The organism is Variovorax sp. 38R (genome assembly GCF_014843395.1).
In the GTDB taxonomy this organism is placed as follows: domain Bacteria; phylum Pseudomonadota; class Gammaproteobacteria; order Burkholderiales; family Burkholderiaceae_C; genus Variovorax; species Variovorax paradoxus_H.
On record NZ_CP062121.1, the window covers coordinates 779,796 to 800,627 of the forward strand.

The following is a 20,832-nucleotide window of genomic DNA, read 5'->3' on the forward strand; positions in this document are numbered from 1 at the left end:
CGCTGTCTTACCCGCCGAACAGTCGCCGCATCCAGCCCAGCTTGACCTGCCCCGCGGCGCCGCCCTGCTGCACCGCCTGGCGGACCTGGGCATGCACGAGGACTTCGGCCGATGAATCCGTGGTCCGCAGATGCGCTTTCACGGTCGGCACATAGGCGCCATCTTCGTGGCGGATGTGATTGAACAGCCATCGAGAGAGCATGTCGTGCAGCTCGGCCAGCACCTCTTCGCCGCATTCGAAGCGGGCGCGGAATTCGGTGACGCGGCGCACGAAGATCTCGTGCACCTTCCGGTGCGGGCCCGAGAAGGGATAGCCCGCGTCCTCGATCATGGCTTCCTCGAACGCGAAGTGCGAGGCGGTGTAGTCGATGGTCTCTTCGATGATCCGGCCGACGACCTTGCGGTCGTTGGTGCGCCGGGCGTCGTCCAGCGCGTTGATGTACTGGACGATGCGCTGATGCTGCGTGTCAATCTCATGGATCCCCGTATTGAGCTCGGTCTTCCATACAAGGTGGGCCATGGTCTTCAGAACTTTGCAGGTGGATGTAAAAGTCCAGTATCGGCAGCCCCAACCCGCACGCGCTTGATCTGAATCAAGCGCGTCCGTGGGGCGAAGGAGAAAGAAAGACAATCGTCTTGTGACCCCCGACGAAGACCCTCACCACAACCCGCCCGCTGTTGTCGAGCCACGGCCTTTTCCGCTCGTCGTGCGCTGGCTGCTGATGGTCTTTGCCGTGCTGTGCCTCGTGCTGGCCGCCATCGGCGTGGTCGCGCCGGGCATGCCGACCACGGTCTTCGTGCTGATGGCCGCCTGGGCCGCCGCGCGCAGTTCGCCGCGGCTGCACCGCTGGCTGCTGAACCATCGGCTTTTCGGCCCGCTGCTGCGCAACTGGGAAAACGGCCGCACCGTGAGCCGCCGCGCCAAGTGGAGCGCCACCGCGGCGATGGCGTTCTGTGCGGTCGTCATTGTGTTCACCGCGCACAAGCCGTGGCTCGCGGGCGTCGCCATCGGCTCGATGGCGGTCGTGCTGGCGTGGCTGTGGCGGCGGCCGGAGCCGCAGCAGCAGCAGCAGCAGCAGGGTTGCTGATCAGCCCTTGGCCAGCTCCGCGCAGATCGCCGGGTTCCAGTGGAAGCTGCGTGCCTTGTAGTCGGTGTCGAAGATCACCTTGTAGCGGCAGCTCGTGGCGCCGCCGCCCGAGCGGAAGTGAAAGACGTAGTCCCACTCGCGCACGGCCGCCATGCCTTCGTCGAAGTGCGGGCGGCCGATGAGGGCGTAAAGCTGGTCCTTGGTGGCACCGGGGCCGATGGCGCGCAGGTTCTCGCGGTTCGGAAAGCTGCCTTCGGTCTGCCAGGTCTGTTGTTGCTCGGCGCCGGGCCAGACCAGTTCGGTGGCCTTGCCGTCGTTGTCGATGCCGCGGCTCACGTACGAGGTGCAACCGGTGAGCGCCAGCACGGTCAACAGCGTGGCGATGGGGAAGAAGGTGCGGGTCATGAGAGAAGAAGTCCTGTGGACTGGATCGATGGCGGTTCTGTGGCTCATGCAACTCACCACTGGAAGCCCGCACCAGCCGACACGCCGACGTTGCCGCGCGAGTTGGCCGAGCCGGTGAACTTCATCACCCACTTGCCGTTGTCCGAGATGCTCGAGAAGCCCAGCGCGACGGCGCTCTGGCCTTCGTAGCCAGCCACGCCCGCCGCGAGCATGTTCTTGCCCGGCATGTAGGCCTGCGGCATGCCCGCCATGGCCATCGCACCGGCGGTGCCTGCGTTGGCATCGCGCTGGTTCAGGCGGACGGCGTCGCGCCACTGCGCGCCCTGCGCGTTCAATTGGTTGACGTTGACCGCATCCGTGCCGGCCACGCCGGGCGCCACGTTGGACACGGTGGTGCCGTTCGGCGCCTGTCCGTTGCCCAGCACGATCTGGTTGTGGTTCACGCTGCCATCGACGTTGGTGACGTAGTTGACCGCGCCGGCCTGCAGCGCCTGCAGCTGGCGCACGTTGACCGCGTCGGTCGCCTGCGTGCCGCCCGCGACGTTCGTGATCTGCCGTTCGCCGCCCGCGCTGCCGACCGAGACCGCGCCTTGCGTCGAGCCCACGGCGATGTTCGAGAAGCGTTCCTTCTGGCCGCTCATGCCCGCGCGATCGGCGACGGCGCCAGCGCCCAGCGCCACGCCATTGACTGCGCTCGCCGTCGCGCCGGTGCCGATCGCCACGGCCGACGCAGCCGATGCGGTGCTCTGCCGGCCCACGGCCACGGCCGACTCGGCGTTCGCGGTGGCGCGGTCGCCCACGGCGACGGCGCTGTCGGCCAGGGCCTGCGTGTTCGCGCCCAGCGCGGCGGCGTTGATGCCATCGGCAATCGCCTTGTCGCCGGCTGCGAGGCTGCTCTTCTTGCGCGCCTGGGTGTTGGCGCCGAGCGCGGTGGAATTGATGTCGCTCGCGGTGGCGCGGTCGCCCGCGGCGAGGCTGCTGGTGGCCACCGCGGTGGTGTTGGCGCCGATGGCGGTGGCGTTGGTGCCGAAGGCTTGGGCCACGTTGCCCACGGCCGTGCTGCTCACGCCCGCGGCCACGGTGGTGGAGCCGATGGCGGTGGCGTAGGTTTCGGTGGCGCGCGCGTCGGAGCCCGCCGCTACGCTGCCGAAGCCGGTGGCCTTGGCAGACGTGCCGCCGAGCAGCAGGGCGTCGCCGCCGAGGTTGCCGCTCACCATCCCCTGCAAGGCCGCGGCATCGGGGCCGCCATTGACGGGGTCGGTCGGCACGCCGGTGATGAGCGCGAAGCCGCCGCTGCCGTTGGGCACTTGGCAGGCCCACGTCGGGCCGGTGCTGCCCGCGCTGCATACCGCGCCCGAGCCGGTCGTGTAGCTGGCGCCACCCAGGCTCACGTCGGCCCAGGCCGATGGTCCCGCGAAGCTGGCGGCCAGTGCGAGCACGGCGCCCGCGATGCCTTGGGTTTTCTTCTTGTGGACGAATGCGACGCGCGCACCGATCCCCACGTGCTGGATGACGTGTTCCATGGTTCTCTCTGCTCCCTGAGATGGCGCCTGATGGCGCGCTTGATGTGTGACGCTTCGACTGTATGAATCGGAGGCCGCACGAACCTAGGACCTAATTCACAATAAATGTGAAGGTACCGAAAGCAAATGTTGCTTTCCAACCCGCATTCACACTTCCCTCAGGAGATCGCATGAAACCCCAGCCCATCGAACACGCCGCCGCTTCCGACGAGGTCCGCGCGGTGTTCGACGACATCAAGGCGTCGCGCAACGTGCCCGAGGTCAACAATTTCTGGAAGTACCTGGCCAACGACCCCGCCACGCTGAAGCGCACCTGGGCCAGCCTCAAGGAGGTGATGGCGCCGGGCGCGCTCGACCCGGTGGTGAAGGAAATGGTCTACCTCGCGGTGAGCGTCACCAACAACTGCGGCTACTGCATTGCGAGCCACCACGCGGGCGCGGAAAAGGCCGGCATGACGCCGGCCATGTTCGCCGAGCTGATGGCCGTGGTCGGCATGGCGAACGAGACCAACCGGCTGGTCAACGGCTACCGCGTGCCGATTGACCCGGCTTTCGACAAATAAGCCCGCTCAACCGATCGTCATCAAGCTCGCATTGCCGCCCGCCGCGGCAGTGTTGACGCTCAGCGCGCGCTCCAGCACCAGGCTTTCGAGCGGGATGCCGGTGTCGCCGGGTGCGAAGCCGCGCACGCCGACGATGGGACCGGGCCGCGCCGCCACCTGCTGCAGCACGGTGGCGAGGTGGCCTGCGTCGCCGTGGTGCAGCACGGCATCGAAGACGACGGTGGGCGCGCGCCAGTCGTTGGCGAGCACGACCGCGTGGCGCGCCTCGTCGGGCAGCGCGGCCAGCAGCGTGTGCGCGCCGGGCGCATCGGCCGGCCAGATGGCGGTGCTGCCGACCGACAGCACGGCCGCCAGCTGCACGAGTCGGTCGGCCTCTGCATCGGCAAGGCACAGCACGGCCTCGCGCGGCTGCAGCGTGTAGACGTTGCGCTCGCCGGTCGGGCCGGCCAGCGTGCGTGCGCGGCCCACGGGGGCAAGGCTTGCGAAGCGGCGGCATTGCGTGGCGAGTGCATCGCGGCCTGTGTCACGCGCCCAGCCTTCGAGCGCGGCGAGTCCGCGAGAAGGCGCAGCGGTCTCGTCGCCGTCGGCCACGGCGCGCGCGAGCACGTCATCAGGCCGCGCCGACAGCAGGCGCGCCATGTACAGCGGCCCGCCGGCCTTCGGCCCGGTGCCCGACAGCCCTTCGCCGCCGAAGGGCTGCACGCCCACCACGGCGCCGACCATGTTGCGGTTCACGTAGACATTGCCGGCTTGCGCCTGCGTCACCACCTGCGCGATGGTCTCGTCGATGCGCGTGTGCACGCCCAGCGTGAGGCCGTAGCCGCTGCCGTTGATCTGGCCGATGAGCGCGCCGAGGTCGCGGCGGCGGTAGCGCAACAGGTGCAGTACGGGGCCGAACACCTCGCGCTCCAGCTCACCCAGGTGGTCGAGCTCGACCAGCGTCGGCAGCACGAAGGTGCCGTGGCGCGTGTCGTGGCCGAACTCGCGACCCTGGCGGAACACGCGCCGTCCGCGCCCGCGCATGCCGGCGATGTGGCGCTCGATGCCGTCGCGCGCCTCGTCGTCGATGACGGGGCCCACGTCGACCGCGAGCCGCGCGGGGTTGCCGATGCAGTTCTCGGCCATCGCGCCCTGCAGCATCGCGACGAGGCGATCGGCCGCTTCTTCCTGCACGCACAGCACGCGCAGCGCCGAGCAGCGCTGGCCCGCGCTGTCGAAGGCCGAGGCCATCACGTCGGCCACCACCTGCTCCATGAGCGCGGACGAGTCGACGATCATCGCGTTCTGCCCGCCGGTCTCGGCGATCAGCGGCACGGGCGCGCCGTGCGCACCGAGGCGCGCCGACAGCGTCTTCTGCAGCAGGCGCGCGACCTCGGTCGAGCCCGTGAACATCACGCCCTGCACGCGCGCGTCGCCGACCAGCGCAGCGCCGACGGTTTCGCCGCGGCCCGGCAGCAACTGCACCGCCGCGCGCGGCACGCCGGCCTCCCACAGCACGCGCACGGCTTCGGCGGCGACCAGCGGCGTCTGCTCGGCCGGCTTGGCGAGCACCGGGTTGCCGGCCGCGAGCGCGGCGGCCACCTGGCCGGTGAAGATCGCGAGCGGAAAGTTCCACGGGCTGATGCACACCACCGGCCCGAGCGGGCGGTGCGTGGCGTTGGCGAACTCGGTGCGTGCCTGCGCCGCGTAGTAGCGCAAAAAGTCGACCGCTTCGCGCACCTCGGCGATGGCATTGGCGCTGCTCTTGCCGGCCTCGCGCATCAAGAGGCCGAGCAGGCGCGGCTGCTGCGCCTCGAGCGATGCGGCGGCGCGGTCGAGGGCGGCGGCGCGATCGGCGGGCGGCGTGGCGGCCCATGCGGCGGCGATGCCTTCGGCTTGTGCAATGGCCGAGGCCACGTCGCCCGGCAGTGCGTCTTGCACCTGCCCGACGAGGTCGCGGCGGTCGGCGGGGTTGCGCACGTCGGCCCAGGTGCGGGCGGCTTCGTCTTCGGCGCGTGGCGCCGCGAGCATCGGCATGGCGCGCCAGGGTTCGGTCGCGCTGGCCTGCAGCGTGGCGGCGAGCGCATGCAGCGTGTCTTCGCTCGCGAGGTCGAGGCCTTGCGAGTTCGCGCGCTGCGCGCCATAGAGCGCGGCTGGCAGCGGAATGGCCGCGTGCGGCAGGCCCATCGCGCCTTCCTGCGCAGCCATGCGCTCGACCGTGGCGACGGGGTCTTCCACCAGCGTGTCGAGCGGAATCGACGCATCGGCGATGCGGTTCACGAACGAGGTGTTCGCGCCGTTCTCCAGCAGCCGCCGCACCAGGTAGGCCAGCAGCGTCTCGTGTGTGCCCACCGGCGCGTAGATGCGGCAAGGCCGACCGAGCGGGCCCACCACCTGCTCGTACAGTGGCTCGCCCATGCCGTGCAGGCATTGAAACTCGTACTGGCCCGGCGTGTAGCGCGACGGGTCGGCCATCGTGTAGATCGCGGCCAGCGTGTGGGCGTTGTGTGTGGCGAACTGCGGGTACACCGCATCGGGCGCGTCGAGCAGGCGGCGCGCGCACGCGAGGTACGACACGTCGGTGTAGGCCTTGCGCGTGTAGACCGGGTAGCCCGCGAGCCCGTCGAGCTGCGCGCGCTTGATCTCGCTGTCCCAGTAGGCGCCCTTCACGAGCCGCACCATGAGCCGGTGGCCGCTGCGGCGCGCGAGGTCGATCACCCAGTCGATCACGAAGGGGCAGCGCTTCTGGTAGCCCTGCACCACGAAGCCGATGCCCTGCCAGCCCGCCAGCGCGGGCTCGAAGCACAGGCGCTCCAGCAGGTCGAGCGACAGCTCGAGCCGGTCGGCTTCTTCGGCGTCGATGTTCAGGCCGATGTCGTAATGCAGGGCCAGCAGCGCCAGGTCGCGCAGCACCGGGTACAGCTCGGCCATCACGCGCGTGTACTGCGCGCGGCTGTAGCGCGGGTGCAGCGCCGACAGCTTGATCGAGATGCCCGGCCCGCCGTACACGCCGCGCCCGTTCGAGGCACGGCCGATGGCGTGGATGGCGTCTTCGTAGGCGGCGCGGTAGCGGCGCGCATCGTCGGCGGTGAGCGCGGCCTCGCCGAGCATGTCGTACGAATAGCGAAAGCCCTGCGCCTCGAGCGTGCGCGCATGCGCCAGCGCCTGCCCGATGGTTTCGCCGGTGACGAACTGCTCGCCCATCATGCGCATCGCCATGTCGACGCCCTTGCGGATCAGCGGCTCGCCACCCTTGCCGATCAGCCGCGTGAGCGTGGCCGACAGGCCCGTCTCGCTGTGCGTGGCCACCAGCTTGCCCGTGAGCAGCAGGCCCCAGGTCGCGGCGTTGACGAACACCGACGGGCTGCGCCCCGCATGCGCATGCCACTGGCCCTGCGCGATCTTGTCGCGGATGAGCGCGTCGCGCGTGTCGGCATCGGGAATGCGCAGCAGCGCCTCGGCCAGGCACATCAGCGCCACGCCTTCCTGCGACGACAGCGCGTACTCCTGCAGCAGACCCTGCACGAGGCCGGAGCGACCGCCGCCGTTCTTGCGCTGGCGCAGCTGGTGGGCAATGCGATGGGCGAGGGCGTGGGCTTCGTCGGCCTCGGCGGCGGGCAGCCGGGCCTGGTCGAGCAGCGGCTGCAGCGCCTCGGCTTCGGGCGGCCGGCAGGCGGCGGTGATGCAGGAGCGCAGCGCGGACGGCGCGGCGGGGCCATCGGCGAAGGTGGCGAAACGCGAGGGCAGGGGGGCGGAGTCGTTGGCGCTCATGGTGCGTCGGTGGTGGTGATGTGTTGGATGATTTCAGCGATGGGCATGAATATTTCTCCAAAGAACAGTCACTTCGTCGAACAAGTCTCCGATGGCCGCAACGACACGCTTTCATCCAGGGGTTGACTGAGTTTCTATTTAATTGGATATTTCATCCAATATGAAAGAAGATCCCGGTTCAGCCCCCAGCCTCAACGACCGCATCGCTCAGCGCGTACGCGCACTGCGCGCCGCACGCGACCTCTCGCTCGATACCCTGGCCACGCACTGCGGCGTCAGTCGCTCGATGATCTCTCTGATCGAGCGCGGCGAGAGCAGTCCGACGGCCGTGCTGCTCGAAAAACTCGCGACCGGCCTCGGCGTGCCGCTGGCCTCGCTGTTCGAGCCCGATGCGCCCACGGCCAGCCCGGTGTCGCGCCGTGCCGACCAGCTCGAATGGCGCGATCCGCATTCGGGTTACCTGCGCCGCAACGTCTCGGCCGGCGGCGACGCTTCGCCGATCCAGATCGTCGAGGTGCTGTTTCCGCCCGGCGCGCGCGTGGCCTACGAAACCGGCGCGCGCGAGCCGCGCATCCACCAGCAGGTGTGGGTGCTCGAAGGCTGCATCGAACTCGCGGTCGGCGACCAGCAGTACCGGCTCGAAGCGGGCGACTGCCTCGCGCTCGTGCTTGACCAGCCCACCAGTTACTACAACCCCACCCGCGAGACGGCGCGCTACGCGGTCGTCATCACCAGCGCACCCTCCCACTCCAACTGGAAATGACCATGACTGCTGCCACCACCCCGCGCCTGCGCGCCCTGTCCACCGTCAGCGAGGCCGAGCTGAACGCGCTGGCCGGCGTGCTCATCGATTGCGTTGAAGGCGGCGCCTCGGTGAGCTTTATGCAGCCACTCACGCCCGAGCGCGCACTGGCCTTCTGGCGCCACGTGGCCGACGGCGTGGCGCGCGGCGAGCGCGAACTGCTCGTGGCCGAGGACGACGAAGGCATCGTCGGCACCGTGCAGCTGGTGCTGGCGCAGCCCGAGAACCAGCCGCACCGCGGCGAGGTCGCGAAGATGCTGGTGCACCGCCGCGCACGCCGGCTCGGCCTGGGCGCGCTGCTGATGAAGGGCGCCGAACAGCGCGCACGCGACCACGGCAAGACCCTGCTGGTGCTCGACACCTCCAGCCCCGAGGCCGAGCGGCTGTACACCCGCTGCGGCTGGCAGCGCGTGGGCACGATCCCCGGCTACGCGCTGCTGCCCGACGGCACGCCGTGCGGCACCACCTACTTCTACCGCGCGCTCGGCGACTGACGGCCGTGCGGTCTACAGTCGGCCAGCCCTTTCATTCCGCATCGCCATGAAACACCCCTTCGCCGAACTGATCGACCTGCACTGCGAGCAAGCCACCGCAGGCGCCAGCACCATGACGCTGGTCGTCGCGCCGCAGCACCTGAACCCGCACGAGGTGGTGCACGGCGCGGTGCTCTACGCGCTGGCCGACACGGGCATGGGCACCGCGCTGTACCCCACGCTCGAGGCGGGCGAGATCTGCGCCACCATCGAGATCAAGATGAACTACTTCAAGCCCGTGTTCGAAGGCAAGGTCGTCTGCAAGACCACGCTGCTCAACCGCGGGCGCACCGTCGCCAACCTGGAGTCGCGGCTGTACGTGGGCGACGTGCTCGTGGGGCATGCGAACGGAAACTACGCGATCTTCCGGCGCAGCCGCGCTGAGGGCTGACCGCCCGCGCGCTGCTCAGGGCGTGACGCCGCAGGTGCGCTGCCCCGGCACCGGCGCACGGACCGGAGCGGCTGGCGCTACTGCCCGCTTCGCCGCCGCCACATGCAGCAGCAGCGCCGCCACCACCATCGCCACGCCGACGATCTCGTGGGTCGCAGGTGGCTTGCCCAGTGCCACGCCCATCAGCAACGCCGACACCGGCACGAAGTTCAGGAAGGCCGTGCCCGTGACCGCGCCGAGTGCGCGCACGCCGTGGTTGAAGGCCAGCACCGCGAGCGCCGACGGCACCAGCCCCACGTACAGCAGCACCTGCCACGACAGGCGCAGCCCTTGCGCGTCGGGCGCGGGCGATGCGCCCAGCGCGGTCATTCCGACGGCGACACCCAACAGCAGCGGCCACGAGGCCAGCACCGTGAGCGCGGTGTATTCCACCGTGTCGAGCGTGGGAAAGCGCGCCGCGCCGCGCGTGTAGAAGACCCAGCCCAGCGTGCCGACGAAGGCGATGGCGTCGCCGAACAGCGTGTCGTGCGACAGGGCCGCGCCGCCGGGCGACAGCAGCCCGGCCACCGTCGCCACGCCGGCCAGCGCCAGCGCAGCGGTCAACAAGGTGGTGCGCGTCGGGCGCACGCCGTCGAGCCACCAGCGCAGCAGCTGCGTGGTGATCGGCGTGGTCGCGATCAGCACCGCGCCGTGCGAAGGCTCCGAGTGCGAGAGCCCGATGAACAGCAGGATGCTGAACACGCCGAAGCCCGCAAAGCCGTGCAGCGCCAGCGGCACCGCATGCCGCCGCAGCTTGTGCCAGCCGCCGGCGCCGCGCAGGCCCAGCAGCGCGGCGAACACGAGCGCCGACAGGGTGTAGCGGATGAGCGTGAGCCACACGGGCGCCACGTGGTGCAGCACGCCCTTGCCGACGAGGAACAGGCTGCCCCAGCTGGCGGTGGCGAAGAGCAGGGCCGCAATGCCCGGCAGGCGTGAGGAAGGGGAGGACACGGGAAGACCTTTCAGAAAAACACGGAGTGCGTGGTCTGAAGGATGGGGACGCCGCCCCGCGAAGGCCATTCGTTTCTTTGGACAGGGGCTTCCGAAAAAGCGAACGGACGACCGCGCCGCACGCGCTCACAATCCGCGGTCATGGAGCTGTACCAACTGAAGACCTTCGTCGCCATCGCGAAGGAGGGCAACCTGACCCGCGCGGCCGAGCGCGTGTTCACCAGCGCCCCGGCCGCCAGCGCGCAGCTCAAGGCGCTGGAAGACGAACTCGGCGTGCGCCTGTTCGAGCGCACGCCGCGCGGCATGTCGCCCACCGCGGCCGGCCAGCGCCTGCTCGAAGAGGCCGAGCGCACGCTGGCGTCCGCGATGCGCATGCAGTCGGCCGCCGACCAGCTGCGCGGTGCGGCGCAGGGCGTGGTGCGCTTCGGCACGGTGGTCGATCCGGTGGCGCTGCGGCTGGGCAGCGTGCTGGTCACGCTGGCGCAGCAGCACCCGCAGGTCACGCTGCAACTGAAGCAGGGGCTGTCGTACGAAACCTTGGCGGCCGTGCAGCGCGGCGAACTCGACTGCGCCTATGTGCTCAGCGATGTCGAGCGGCTCGAAGGCTTCGAGCTGCGGCGCCTGGGCGTGGTCGACCTGGCCGTGGGCCTGCCGCTGTCCGTGGCGCAGGCGCATCCCGAGCTCACGCTCGACCAGCTCACCGAGCTGACCTGGGTCGGTACGCCGCCCTCGTGCATCCTGCGCGCGCACCTCGAAAAACTGTTCGCTTCGGCCGGGCGCGACTACCGCCAGGGCGTCACCGCCGACGGCGAAAGCGCCATCCGCAGCATGGTCGCCAGCGGCATGGGCGCGGGCCTGATGCGGCTCGACCAGGCCGAGCAGGGTGAGCGCCAGGGCGAACTGAAGATCTGGAACGGTTGGCGCTCACACACGTGGCTGTGCTGGCTCGCGCCGGCCGGCGGCGAGCGCTCGGCGGCGGTCGAGGCCGTGCGCGGCGCGGTGTTCGACGCCTGGGCCTGACCCGGACCTGATGCGCCCCGGATTTCCGCAGTGGCAGGCCGCGCCGCGGCCTGTCATCATTCGCGGCGCATGACTCACCAAGCTCCCGTTCCCCTCGCCGATCTGTTGAACCGCGCCAGGCAGGCCCTGGCCACCCCGGACGGGGCGCTGCCCCCGGCCGCACCCGCCACCGACGAAGCCGGTTGCGTGGTGTTCCTTGCCATCGGCGAGGGCGAGAGCCGCGCCCGCGTCGTCATGGGCCGTGGCCCCGACACCGAGGCCGCGTGGCAGGCCGCCGCCGAGGCGCTGGCCGTGAAGGCCAAGCGCGCCGAGCGGCCCGCGCAGCGGCTGCGCGCGGAGATCGTCGAGCGCAGCACGGCGATGACCTGGGGCGAACTGAAGGCGCGGCTGGCGCAGACCAAGCGCAACTACTTCAACGAAGGCATCGCGCTCGACGCGCTTTTCGACACCGCGCTGCTCGCGCAGGAGATGCACGGCAGCGCCGTGCTCTACAACGGCACGGTCGATCACGCGGAGCCCAACAACGGCAACCTGCGCACCCACACCCAGCGCCGCTTCGGCGCCGAGCGCGACTTTCCCACCGACGACGCCGCGCCCGTGTGGTGCTTCACCACGCGCGCCGTGTATGTCGATGCCGACGGCGCCTGGCCGCTCACGGCCGAGGGGCAGGCCGCGGGCTTTCGCACGCTCACCGACTGGAACGCACAGCAGGTGCGCGCGCTGGTCGATTCGGCGAGCGACTACCTGGCCGAGCAGGTCAAGCCCACGGGCGAGTTCCACTACGGCTGGTTCCCGTGCTTCGACCGCGCGATTCCCACCTACAACACGCTGCGCCACGCCAGCTCCACCTACGCGATGCTCGAAGGCTGGGAGCTCACGCGCAACGACACGCAGAAAGCCGCCATTGACCGCGCGCTGGCCTTCCTGAGCCAGCGGCTGATCCGCCGCGCCACGTTGCCCGACGGCACGCAGGCCGCGTTCCTGGTCGACGTCGGCAACGAGATCAAGCTCGGTGGCAATGCCGTGTGCCTGCTGGCGTTTGTGAAGTACACCGAGCTCACCGGCGATGCGCAGTACCAGCCGCTGATGGAGCAGCTCGCGCTCGGCATCCGCTCCATGCAGGACGCGCAGACCGGCCGCTTCGTGCACGTGCTCAACCACCCGGGGCTCGATGTGAAGGAGCCCTTTCGCATCATCTACTACGACGGCGAAGCGGCCTTCGGTCTCATGCGGCTGTACGGCCTCACGCGCGACGCGCGCTGGCTCGCGGTGGTCGAGAAAGCCTTCGAGCATTTCATCGCCGCGGGCCACTGGCGTGCGCACGATCACTGGCTGAGCTACTGCGTCAACGAGCTCACGCGCTTCAAGCCCGAAACGCGCTACTACCAGTTCGGCCTGCAGAACATGGCGGGCCACCTGGACTTCGTGCTGGAGCGCATCACCACCTTCCCCACGCTGCTCGAGCTGATGATGGCTGCGCGCGAGATGGTGCTGCGGCTTGAAGCCGACCCGGCGCTGCGCCCGCTGCTCGCGGGGCTCGACCGCCACAAGTTCGACCGCGCGCTGGAGCACCGCGCGCGTTACCTCGCCAACGGCCACTTCTGGCCCGAGCTGGCGATGTTCTTCCGCCACCCCGACCGCATTGCGGGCTCGTTCTTCATCAAGCACCACAGCTTCCGCGTGCGCATCGACGACGTGGAGCACTACCTGTCGGGCTACGTGGCCTACCACCGGCTGCTCGAAGCGCGCGAGGCGCAGCAACAGAGCGCGCAGCTTTCGCAAGCGGTGGCCGAGCCGGCCGCACCGCGCGGCCTCGAAGGCGTCGTGCTGTGGGGCGGCGACGTCAACCTGGGCCGCCGCCTGCACTACCGCATGCACGAGCTGGGCGGCCCGGCCCGCATGCTCGGCGACATCCCCGCGCTGCGCGAGGCCGACTTGCGCATCGTGAATCTCGAATGCGTGGTCGCCACCACGGGCGCGCAGGGCGTCGAGAAGAACGAGGGCTGCCCGTACTACTACCGCGCACGGCCCGAGATGCTGTCGGTGCTGACCGAGGCCGGCATCGACATGGTCGCCACGGCCAACAACCACAGCGGCGACTACGGCCCCGAAGCGCTGCTGGAGCAGCACGGGCTGCTCAACGCCGCCGCCATCGCCTTCGCCGGCACCGGGCCCGACCTCGATTCGGCGTTGAGCCCTGCCTTCCGTCAGGCCGGTGGGTTGCGTGTGGCGCTGTTCTCGCTCGACGCCACGCAGCCGAGCTTTGCCGCGACCGCGAAGCTTCCCGGCGCGGCCTGGCTGCCGCTCAGCGACCCGGCCGCCTGGCGCGCCACGCTCGCGCCGCGCATCGCGGCCGCGCGCCGTGAGGCCGACGTGGTGCTGATGGCCGTGCACTGGGGCAATAACCAGGAGACCGCGCCTTCGCGGGCCGAGATCGCCGTCGGCCATGCCATCGTCGAGGCCGGCGCCGACGCGGTGCTCGGCACCTCGGCCCACCTGCTGCAAGGCATCGAGGTCTACCAGGGGCGGCCGATCCTGCACGACGCAGGCGACCTGCTGTTCGACGCCATCCGCAACGACCTCGGGGATTCCGGCGTGTTCTCGCTGCGCCTCGGGCCGCATGGCGTGGAAGAGGTGGTGTTCACGCCGGTCGGCGTGGGCTTCGGTTTCTCGCGGCAGCGCGAGGGCGAGGCGGCGCAGGCCGCGAGCGCGCGCTTCGCTGAACTGTGCCGTGCGCTCGGCACCGAGATGACGCCGCGGCCCGACGGGCGCTGCGCATTGCAGCTGTCGCCGCCCGCGCGCACCGCGCCGGCCGGACGCCCGCCGTTGGCGCCGCTGTCGGCGTCGCGCCCGCCCGCGCTGGTCGGGCCCGTGCTCGCGCCCCGGCGCGAGTGGTCGGTCGATGCCGTGCCGGCCGATGCGCAGATGCGCCCGATCCAGATCGGCCCGCTGCGCCTCGTGGGCATCCGCTGCGCACCGACGCAGATCGTCGGGCGACGCCTGCTGTGGGTCGAGTCGTACTGGACCGTCGATGCGCCCGTGAGCGCCGACCTGCGCGTGCAGTTCCGCGCACTGGCGATGCGCAGCACCGCCATGCCGGCCTGGGGCGAGGCCATGGACCACGACCCCTGCGACTGGATGTGGCCCACCAGCCGCTGGACGCCGGGGCGCATCTACCGCGACCGCTACGGCCTGCGCGCGCCGCGCCTGGGCCTGCTCGAGGACGACGTGCTGCAGATCGAAGTGCGCGTGCGCGGCGCGCTGCCCGACCTGCCGCCCGCGCGCCGCCTGCCCGTGTGGTGCGGCCTGCGCCTGAAGGCGCCGACGCCGCTGCCCGAGCGCCCCGCGCCCGTGCTCGCCGCGCTGCGCCCGGGCGCCGCACCGCAGGCATCGCCCGTGTGGACCGCCGACGAACTGCAGCGAATCACCGGCGGGCAGTGGCTCGTGCCGCCGCCGCCGGGTTGGGTCGCGAACGCCGTGGTGCGCGGGCCGACGCACATGGCACTGCTGCCGAAGCCGGGGCTGTTCATCGCGTCGGACTACCGCACGCTCGCCAGACACGAGAACTACAGCAAGCCGCGCGCCGACAACCCCGACCGCCACGACGACCTGCCCGTGCTGCAGCGCGCGCTCGCGGGCGCCGTGGTGGCGCACGCGGTGGACGGGCTCGATCCGTCGTTCCCGCTGCTGCAGGTGGACGACCCGATCCGCGCCATGATCGATCTGGGTGTCGCCGCGCGCGCGCGCTTCAAGGGGCGCGTGGTGGGCGTGACCGGCACGGTCGGCAAGTCGTCCACCATTGCCATGCTGCGCGACCTGCTGCCCGAGGCGGCGCGCGTGCACACCACGGTCGACAACTACAACTCGCGCGTCGGCGTGCCGGCCGCGCTGGCCAGCCTGCCGGCCGATGCCGACGTGTGCGTGCTCGAGATGGCGCAGAGCGGGCTGTGGATGGACCGCGGGCCGATCTCGCTGATGGCGCGGCCGCACGTGGCCATCCTCACCGAACTCGGCCTGTCGCAGACCTACCGCGCGACCACGGTGGAACAGACGGCCGACTACAAGTCGCGCCTCTTCCTCGGGCTGGAGCCCGGCGGCGTGGCCATCGTGCCCGACCACATTCCCTGCCTGATGCAGGTGGTGCAGGCGGCCGCGCGCACGGCAGGCGCCATCTGGGTGGTGGGCAGCGGGCCCGACGCCAACATCCGCATCGTCGACACCCGGCCCGAGCCTGACGGCGGTTGCCGCGTGCGCATTGCGCTGCCGGGTCGCACGGTCGAGTACCTGTTCCCGATCGCGAGCGCGGGGCTGGTGCGCAATTCGGCGCTGGCCTTTGCCGCGCTGCTGGCGCTGGGCTTCGACGCCGAGGCCGCATGCGCGCGCATGCCTTTCGTGCGCCTGCCAGCGTCGGTGATGCAGCTGCGCGCGCTGCGCACGCAGGGCGGCGTGCAGGCCACGCTCATCGACGACAGCTGGAGCGCCGAGGTCATGTCGATGCGCAACGCGATGGAGTTCGTGCGCACCTGCGAGCGCGCCGCGCACGGGCCGGTGACGCGCAAGATCGGCGTGCTCGGGCGCATCGTCAACCTCGACAAGGACGCCGAGGCCATGCACCGCGGCCTGGCGGCGCCGCTGCTCGCGTCGGGCATCGCGCACCTCGTGACGCACGGCGCCGAGATGCGCTGGCTGCGCGAAGAGGTGCCGGCCGCGCTGCTCGGCCCGCACTTCGAAGACGCCGCGCAGCTCACCGGCTACCTCGGCGACTTCCTGCGCGACGGCGACCTGGTGCTGGTGAAGGGCGACCGCCTGGCGTCCGACTTCGGCCTCATTCCCGAGCTGCTGCAAAAGCTATGAAACCACGCGCACGCCTGGCCTGTTTGCTGTTGGTTCTCGTGCAGACAGCCTGCGCGCAGCGCGTCGACGTGCCGAGAACGCCAACGCCCCGCGAGCCGGTGGCCTCCGCGTCGGCCGAGGGCGCGCTGCTGCACTGGAACCAGCCCGCCGTGCGCGCCAACTGCCCCGACCGTCCCGGCTTCCTCTGGGTGCAGGCGGTCGAGGGGCCGTCGTGCATCCGCTACTTTGCGAGCCGCGACATCGACGACGCGCGCATCGCCATCGTGCAGTTCTCGGGCGACCGCGACAGCCTGATGAACCAGTCGCCCACGCGCATTCCCGGCAACACCGAACCGCTGCGCACGCTCGATGCGCAGGCCGCGAGCGATCGCGCCGGCATGCCGTGGATCTTCATGGCGCGGCCTGGCACCTACGGCTCGTCGGGCGACCACCGCCGGCGGCGCGAGGCGGTGGAGTTCCATGCGCTCGATGCGGCGCTCGAGGCGCTGATGCAGCGCCACCGGCTGCAGCGCGTGGTGATCGTCGGCCACAGCGGCGGCGCCACGGCCGGCGCCGCGCTGCTCACGCTCGGGCGCACGCGCGTGGCCTGCGCGGTGCTCACCTCGGGCGCGTTCGACCTGCTCGAGCGCGCGCGGCGGCTCGGCCGCTCGAAGGACGGGCGCACCGACACCACGGGCAGCACGCAGGTCTACGACCCGCTGGACCATGTGGCCGGCATCCCGCGCGACCCGCAGCGGCGCATCGTGCTGATCGGCAACCCCGACGACCGCAACACGCCGTTCGTGCTGCAGCAGCGCTTTGCCGATGCGGTGGGCAAGGCGGGCCACCGCGTCGAAGTGATGACGCATGCGGCCGAGCCGCCGACCTTCCACGACCTCAAAGACCGCATCGGCCTGCGCACCGCATCGCAATGCGCGCGCGAGGCGCTGCAATCTCAAGCCCGATGACCCACCCCATCACCTCGCGCCCGTTCGGCGCCATGCCTGACGGCCGCCCCGTCACCGAATACACGCTCGACAACGGCCACGGCCTGCGCCTGAGCGCCATCAACCTCGGCGGCATCGTCACCGCGCTGCACGTGCCTGACCGGCAGGGGCGCAGCGCGAACGTGGTGCTGGGGCTGCCGTCGCTCGATGACTACCTGAAGCCGCATCCGCACTTCGGCACCATCGTCGGCCGCTATGCCAACCGCATCGCGGCGGGCCGCTTCACGCTCGACGGAACCGCTCAACAGCTGGGCCTGAACGACGGCCCGAACACGCTGCACGGCGGCGCCACGGGCTTCGGCAAGCGCTACTGGGAGATCGTGCCGGTGCCCGACGAGCTCGCCCTCGAGCTGCGCTACACCAGCGCCGACGGCGAAGAAGGCTACTCCGGCGAAGTGCAGCTGACGGTGCGCTACACGCTGAGTGCCACGGCCAACACCTGGCGCATCGACTACCGCGCCACCACCGACCGGCCGACGGTGCTGAACCTGAGCCACCACGACTACTTCAATCTCGCCGGCAGCGGCTCGGTGATGGACCATGTGCTCACGCTTCCCGCGAGCCGCTACTGCCCGGTGGATACCACGCTCATTCCGCTCGGGCTGGGCGAGGTGGCCGGAACGCCTTTCGATTTCCGCACGCCGACGCGCATCGGCGAGCGCATCCGCGAAGGCCACGAGCAGTTGCTGCGCGCGCATGGCTACGACCACAACTGGGTGCTTGATCGCAGCGGCACGGGGCTTTCGCTTGCTGCGCGTCTCGCGCACGAGGACTCGGGCCGCGTGATGGACGTGCACACCAGCGAGCCCGGCGTGCAGTTCTATTCGGGCAACTTCCTCGACGGCAGCCTGCTCGGCGGCGCGGGCGCGAGCCTGCGCCAGGGCGACGGCCTGTGCCTGGAGACGCAGCACTTTCCCGATGCGCCGAACCAGCCGGCGTTTGCGTCGACCGTGCTGCGCCCCGGCGAGGTGTTCGCCAGCACGACCGAGCACCGCTTCAGCGTTTGCTGAAGCGCGCGTCGGCTCAGCCTGCGAACAACGCAGCCGGCACGCCCGGGCTGTCGATGCGCACCGAGAAGAGCCCACCGGCCAGCGGCTCGCTCTTCAGCTGTTCTTCGGTGCGGCTGTTGCGCGCGGTCGTGATGTAGAGCGTCTGCATATCCGCGCCGCCAAAAGCGCAGTCGGTCACGTTGCTTGCGGGCAGCGCGATGCGGCACAGCTCGGCGGCGCTCACCGGGTCGTGGCAGGTGATGCACGACCCGTCCCAGTGCGCGATCCACAGCCGGCCGGCCGCGTCGGTGGTCATGCCGTCGGGCAGGCCGTCGCCCTTGGGGAAGCGGTGCCACACGCGCTTGTTCGACACGCTGCCGGCCTCCATGTCGAAGTCGTACGCGTACAGCAGGTTGATCGCCGTGTTGTTGAAGTACATGGTGCGGCCGTCGCCCGACCACGTCGGCCCGTTGGTCACCTCGAAGCCGTCGTCGTGGCGCGTGCAGTGGCCGTCGGCGTCGAAGCGGTAGAGCGCGCCGGTGGGCGCCTTGCAATCGAAGTCCATGCTGCCGGCCCAGAAGCGGCCGCGGCTGTCGCACTTGCCGTCGTTGAAGCGGTTGCCGGTGCGCTCGGGTTCGGGCTGGTGCAGGTAGCGCGGCTTCGTGGTGTCGCCGGGGGCGGTGGTGTCGAACAGCGCGAAGCCGCGGCGCAGCGTGAGGAACAGGCCCGGCGCGGACGCGCGCTCGGCAATCGCGGTGATCTCTTCGTCGAAGTGCCAGGTGCGCTGCGCGCCCGTGGCCGGGTCGTAGCGGAAGAGGCGCGGCTGAAGGATGTCGATCCAGTACAGCGCCTGCTCGCGCACTGACCACAGCGTGCCTTCGCCGAGATCGGCGGCGGCGGGCCAGAGGCATTCGGGCGTGCCGAGCACGCGAGGGGCCGCGAGCGGCGAAGAAGGGGCGCTTGTCTCTTGCATGGTCATTTGTTCTTTCTGAATGTCATGTCGCCTTGACGCGGCGGATCGTATCAAGGCATATTGATAACTGAAATCGAAAATATCGGCATCGATTGATATTTGTTTTGCAATGTCATGAGATGCGCCCTGGAGACCTTTTCCTTGAATTCCCCTCAACTTTCCATCCATCCCAGCCTCAAGAACCGCACCGTGTTCGTCACCGGCGGCGGCAGCGGCATCGGCGCGGCCATCGTCGCTGCTTTCGCGGCGCAGGGCGCGCGTGTGGCCTTCGTCGACATTGCGGAAGGTGCCAGCGCGGCGCTCGCCGCGCAGATCACCGAGGCCGGCCACGCTGCGCCGTGGTGGCGCGCCTGCGACGTGCGCGACATCGGCGCGCTGCAGAAGGCCGTGGCCGACGCGGCCGCCGAACTCGGCGACTTCGCGGTGCTGGTCAACAACGTGGCGAGCGACGATCGCCACACCCTCGAATCGGTCACGCCCGACTACTACGACAACCGCATGGCCATCAACGAGCGGCCCGCGCTGTTCGCGATCCAGTCGGTGGTGCCGGGCATGAAGCGCCTGGGCTTCGGCTCGGTGGTCAACCTCGGCTCCACGGGCTGGCAGACCAAGGGCTCGGGCTACCCCTGCTACGCGATCGCCAAGTCGTCGGTGAACGGCCTCACGCGCGGGCTCGCGGTGGAGCTGGGCCGCGACCGCATCCGCATCAACACCGTGTCGCCCGGCTGGGTGATGACCGAGCGGCAGGTCAAGCTGTGGCTCGACGACGAAGGCGAGAAGGCGCTGCACCGCAACCAGTGCCTGCCCGACAAGCTGATGCCCGAAGACATCGCGCGCATGGTGCTGTTTCTCGCATCGGACGACGCGAAGATGTGCACCGCGCAGGAGTTCACCGTCGACGCCGGCTGGACCTGATCAGTCCATCTCGAGTTTGCGTCCATAGACGCTCATGCTCGCCGTCTTCAGCGCCTTCATCATCACCTTCGCGGCCGGCGACAGCAGCCGGTCGGTGCGCGTGATGATGCCGAACTGGTCCATGTGGCAGGGCATGTCCAGCGGCAGCAGCGACACGATGCCGTGCGCCGCGTAGTAGCGCGCCACATCGCTCGCCAGCACCGCCACCATGTCGCTCTGCTGCAGCATGCGCGTGATGAACAGCAGCGCCGGGCTCTCGATGATGTTGGCCGGCGGCGCGAGGCCTTCCTCCTGGAACATCAGCTCGAAGCGGTGGCGCAGCACGCTGCCCGCGGGCGGCACGATCCAGCCGGCGCCCACCACGTCGCGCAGCGTGAGCCCGCTCACGCCGAGCAGCGGATGGCCCGGGCGCACCAGCGCGCACACCGGTTCTTCGGCCAGGGCCTCGTAGCGCAGCTGTGATTTGTCGTGCTCGGCGAACAGCCGCGCCACGAGGATGTCGAGCTTGCCCTGCGCGAGGCGTTCCATCAGCACCGCGCTGGTTTCGATCTCGAGCGACACGCGCAGGTCGGGCTGCTCGCGCTTGACCATCGCCACGGCCGGCGGCATCAGCGTGAGGCCCGGTGCGGTGATGGCGCCCACGTTCACCTGGCCGAAGCGCCCGGCCTTCAGCGCGGTGAGCTCGTCGTGCGCCTGGTTCAGGCTGGCCAGCGCCACGCGGGCGTGGCGGATCATCGTTTCGCCGTACCAGGTCGGGCGCATGCCGCGCGGCAGCCGGTCGAACAGCGGCACCTCGAGCACGTCTTCCAGGTCTTTGAGCAACTTCGACGCGGCGGGCTGCGTCATGTTGAGCACCTGCGCCGCGCGGTGGATGTTGCCTTCCTCGGCCAGCGCCACCAGCAACAGCAGCTGGCGGGTCTTGAGGCGGGCGCGAATGAACCAGTGGTTGTAGGTGTTCATGAAGAAGGTGCGAACGAAGGTCTGACGGGGTTTTCCAGAATCCACCGATTGATATGCATTTTGTCTAAAAAACGATTGGATCGATATCGA

General features: G+C 70.2%; 17 protein-coding genes. 10 read left to right on the plus strand and 7 right to left on the minus strand.

The genetic code is table 11. The annotated features are described in order from the left end of the window. Positions 1-7: 7 nt before the first annotated feature. Positions 8-520, minus strand: a complete 513-nt coding sequence (locus IG196_RS03470) for a bacteriohemerythrin (protein WP_192195038.1) — start codon at positions 518-520, stop codon at positions 8-10. A gap of 118 nt (positions 521-638) precedes the next feature. On the opposite strand from IG196_RS03470, the gene IG196_RS03475 reads away from it, so the two are divergent. After that, a complete protein-coding gene (locus tag IG196_RS03475; protein ID WP_412556365.1) occupies positions 639-1,088 on the plus strand; it encodes a YbaN family protein in 450 nt (149 codons plus the stop codon). Here the strand turns inward: IG196_RS03475 and IG196_RS03480 are convergent, their stop codons facing one another. Together IG196_RS03480 and IG196_RS03485 are read right to left on the minus strand one after the other, a co-directional pair. Next, positions 1,089-1,493 (minus strand): outer membrane protein assembly factor BamE, encoded by a 405-nt coding sequence (locus IG196_RS03480; protein ID WP_192195039.1) that lies wholly within the window; start codon positions 1,491-1,493, stop codon positions 1,089-1,091. It abuts the gene before it with no gap. 53 nt (positions 1,494-1,546) lie between these two features. After that, the gene (locus IG196_RS03485) at positions 1,547-3,016 is read right to left on the minus strand and encodes a YadA family autotransporter adhesin (protein ID WP_192195040.1); all 1,470 of its coding nucleotides are present in this window, start codon (positions 3,014-3,016) and stop codon (positions 1,547-1,549) included. A 170-nt stretch (positions 3,017-3,186) separates the two neighbouring features. Here IG196_RS03485 and IG196_RS03490 point away from each other — a divergent pair, with 170 nt between their 5' ends. Next, entirely contained in the window at positions 3,187-3,579 is a 393-nt protein-coding gene (locus IG196_RS03490) for a carboxymuconolactone decarboxylase family protein (RefSeq protein ID WP_192195041.1), read from the plus strand. 6 nt (positions 3,580-3,585) lie between these two features. On the opposite strand, the gene putA is transcribed toward IG196_RS03490, so the two are convergent. Then, positions 3,586-7,329, minus strand: coding sequence for a trifunctional transcriptional regulator/proline dehydrogenase/L-glutamate gamma-semialdehyde dehydrogenase (gene putA / locus IG196_RS03495; RefSeq protein ID WP_192195042.1), 3,744 nt, complete (start codon positions 7,327-7,329; stop codon positions 3,586-3,588). A gap of 160 nt (positions 7,330-7,489) precedes the next feature. Here putA and IG196_RS03500 point away from each other — a divergent pair, with 160 nt between their 5' ends. From IG196_RS03500 to IG196_RS03510, 3 genes are read left to right on the plus strand one after another with little or no spacing between them, the layout of a single operon-like run. After that, the gene (locus IG196_RS03500) at positions 7,490-8,092 is read left to right on the plus strand and encodes a helix-turn-helix domain-containing protein (protein ID WP_192195043.1); all 603 of its coding nucleotides are present in this window, start codon (positions 7,490-7,492) and stop codon (positions 8,090-8,092) included. Continuing rightward, positions 8,089-8,625, plus strand: a complete 537-nt coding sequence (locus IG196_RS03505) for a GNAT family N-acetyltransferase (RefSeq protein WP_192195044.1) — start codon at positions 8,089-8,091, stop codon at positions 8,623-8,625. Before IG196_RS03500 ends, IG196_RS03505 begins: the two co-directional genes overlap by 4 nt. Before the next feature lie 46 nt (positions 8,626-8,671). After that, complete coding sequence (locus tag IG196_RS03510; protein ID WP_192195045.1) at positions 8,672-9,055, plus strand: PaaI family thioesterase; 384 nt, start codon at positions 8,672-8,674, stop codon at positions 9,053-9,055. Positions 9,056-9,070: 15 nt separating this feature from the next. Here the strand turns inward: IG196_RS03510 and IG196_RS03515 are convergent, their stop codons facing one another. Then, positions 9,071-10,045, minus strand: a complete 975-nt coding sequence (locus IG196_RS03515; RefSeq protein ID WP_192195046.1) for a DMT family transporter — start codon at positions 10,043-10,045, stop codon at positions 9,071-9,073. A gap of 141 nt (positions 10,046-10,186) precedes the next feature. Here IG196_RS03515 and IG196_RS03520 point away from each other — a divergent pair, with 141 nt between their 5' ends. From IG196_RS03520 to IG196_RS03535, 4 genes are all read left to right on the plus strand, one after another. Beyond that, positions 10,187-11,065, plus strand: a complete 879-nt coding sequence (locus IG196_RS03520) for a LysR family transcriptional regulator (protein ID WP_192195047.1) — start codon at positions 10,187-10,189, stop codon at positions 11,063-11,065. 69 nt (positions 11,066-11,134) lie between these two features. Continuing rightward, positions 11,135-15,919, plus strand: a complete 4,785-nt coding sequence (locus IG196_RS03525; protein ID WP_192195048.1) for a CapA family protein — start codon at positions 11,135-11,137, stop codon at positions 15,917-15,919. After that, the gene (locus tag IG196_RS03530) at positions 15,916-16,866 is read left to right on the plus strand and encodes an alpha/beta hydrolase family protein (RefSeq protein ID WP_192195049.1); all 951 of its coding nucleotides are present in this window, start codon (positions 15,916-15,918) and stop codon (positions 16,864-16,866) included. The genes IG196_RS03525 and IG196_RS03530 overlap by 4 nt, the downstream gene beginning before the upstream one ends. Next, on the plus strand, positions 16,863-17,915 hold the full coding sequence (locus tag IG196_RS03535; RefSeq protein WP_101491114.1) for an aldose epimerase family protein: 1,053 nt from the start codon (positions 16,863-16,865) through the stop codon (positions 17,913-17,915). The genes IG196_RS03530 and IG196_RS03535 overlap by 4 nt, the downstream gene beginning before the upstream one ends. Positions 17,916-17,928: 13 nt before the next feature. Here IG196_RS03535 and IG196_RS03540 read toward each other — a convergent pair whose 3' ends face one another. Then, on the minus strand, positions 17,929-18,873 hold the full coding sequence (locus IG196_RS03540; RefSeq protein WP_192195050.1) for an SMP-30/gluconolactonase/LRE family protein: 945 nt from the start codon (positions 18,871-18,873) through the stop codon (positions 17,929-17,931). 108 nt (positions 18,874-18,981) lie between these two features. Between IG196_RS03540 and IG196_RS03545 the strand changes: the two genes are divergently transcribed. Then, entirely contained in the window at positions 18,982-19,782 is an 801-nt protein-coding gene (locus IG196_RS03545) for an SDR family NAD(P)-dependent oxidoreductase (RefSeq protein WP_101491112.1), read from the plus strand. Here IG196_RS03545 and IG196_RS03550 read toward each other — a convergent pair whose 3' ends face one another. Then, positions 19,783-20,742 (minus strand): LysR family transcriptional regulator, encoded by a 960-nt coding sequence (locus IG196_RS03550; RefSeq protein ID WP_192195051.1) that lies wholly within the window; start codon positions 20,740-20,742, stop codon positions 19,783-19,785. Positions 20,743-20,832 lie beyond the last annotated feature (90 nt).